Annotated in this window: 1 protein-coding gene; it reads left to right on the top strand. The window is 62.5% G+C overall.

Annotation, left to right across the window (positions count from 1 at the left end; translation table 11 throughout):
- The first annotated feature begins 1,177 nt into the window (after positions 1-1,177).
- The gene (locus ABG80_RS23630; RefSeq protein ID WP_058088998.1) at positions 1,178-1,366 is read left to right on the top strand and encodes a hypothetical protein; all 189 of its coding nucleotides are present in this window, start codon (positions 1,178-1,180) and stop codon (positions 1,364-1,366) included.
- The last annotated feature ends 222 nt before the right edge of the window (positions 1,367-1,588 follow it).

Here is a 1,588-nt window from a genome sequence, read left to right as displayed (position 1 = left end):
ACACACAGGGGCCTCATGCAAAGTCAGCCGTACGCCACCACCCGGCCTAACTGGGCGTTGCAGGGGACGCCTCCACCACTGCGCGCTTCGGCCACGCCAAGCGCGCGCCCCTGAACTTGGGCGTTAGGCCCTCGCGTGAATGCGCCGCTTGCACAGGCCAAGCGAGCCACCTCCTCGGTGGCTACTTGCAGCCAGGCATGCGCTTCTTGGTTCGCGCAAGGTCTCTTGGCATGCTTGCATTCAAGCTGGCGTCAGCCAAGCATTCAACACACAGGGGCGCATGCACATGCAGTCACATGCCACCATCGGCCTAACTGGGCGTTGCAGGGGACGCCTCCACCAGTGCGCGCTTCGGCCAGGCCAAGCGGGCGCCCCTGAACTTTGGCGTTAGGCCCTCGCGGAACACGCCGCTTGCCCAGGCCACACGAGCCGCCTCCTCGGCGGCTGCAGAGCACTGGTTCTGTGCCACCAAGTCTGGGTGCCCTCACCTCTGGTCGCGCAGGTTGAAGGTGCGTTAGATTGAGGCATTCGTCAGCGCATGGCTGACGCCATACGCAAAGGGAGGCGTGATGGCAAAGTTCATCTCGGAAGCTGCCACTGCAGCTCATCGCGCACGCCAGGCTGGCGCCTCGTGTGCGGGCTCGCTGGCCGCGCAAGCACCCTGCTACAGCCACCGGCCTAACTGGGCGTTGCAGGGGACGCCTCCACCACTGCGCGCTTCGGCCTCGCCAAGCGGGCGCCCCTGAACTTGGGCGTTAGGCCCTCGCGAATACACAGCATGCGCAGGGTTGTTCCATGAAGGCTCAGCACCTCGTGTCTGCACATGTCAACACCAAATGGACCGCCTGTCCTTCGGCAGTCGTGCGCATCACCGAGCACCTCGGGTTGAGTGCGTCGCAAGGGTTCTGCGCAGGTTGAAGGTGCGTTAAATTGAGGCATTCGTCAGCGCATGGCTGACGCCATACGCAAAGGGAGGCGTGATGGCACGGTTCATTTCGTAAGCTGCCACTGCAGCTCATCGCACACACCAGGCTTGCGCCTCGTGTGCGGGCTCACTGGCCGCGCAAAGGCCCTGCTACTTCCACCGGCCTAACTGGGCGTTGCAGGGGACGCCTCCACCACTGCGCGCTTCGGCCAAGCCAAGCGCGCGCCCCTGAACTTGGGCGTTAGGCCGTTCATGCATAGCGACAAACTCACCGCCGTCGTACTCGCAGCAGCTGGGGCAGGATTCGGCGCCATTGCAGCCAAACTTCTGGGCGAAACATCTTGGCTCGATGCAAAGATGTACGTCATCGCGGGCTTGGCTATGGGTCTGCTCGCTTCGAAAGCCTTCCCTCACAAGAAGAGGGAAACGCCAAGTGAGTGAGGCAAACATCTCCAGCTACATCCATTGCCTAACTGGGCGTTGCAGGGGACGCCTCCACCACTGCTCGCTTCGGCTAGGCCAAGCGGGCGCCCCTGAACTTGGGCTACAAGGGCTTCCCCATCTGTCAAGCAAAAACATCCCCGGGTGATTCGCCGAAGGCGATTCACCTGGAACCTTCAAACCATCAAAACACCAACCCAGGGATCAGTCGCGCAGAGGTCT

Origin of the sequence: Aquabacterium parvum (assembly GCF_001447195.1) — a bacterium.
Lineage (GTDB): Bacteria > Pseudomonadota > Gammaproteobacteria > Burkholderiales > Burkholderiaceae_C > Aquabacterium > Aquabacterium parvum.
The sequence above is the reverse complement of the archived record's forward strand: the minus strand, read 5'-3'. Positions and strand labels throughout refer to the sequence as shown.

Coding starts and splice junctions, on each gene's coding strand:
- ABG80_RS23630 (WP_058088998.1), top strand. CDS start 1,178: ATGCATAGCGACAAACTCACCGCCGTCGTACTCGCAGCAGCTGGGGCA.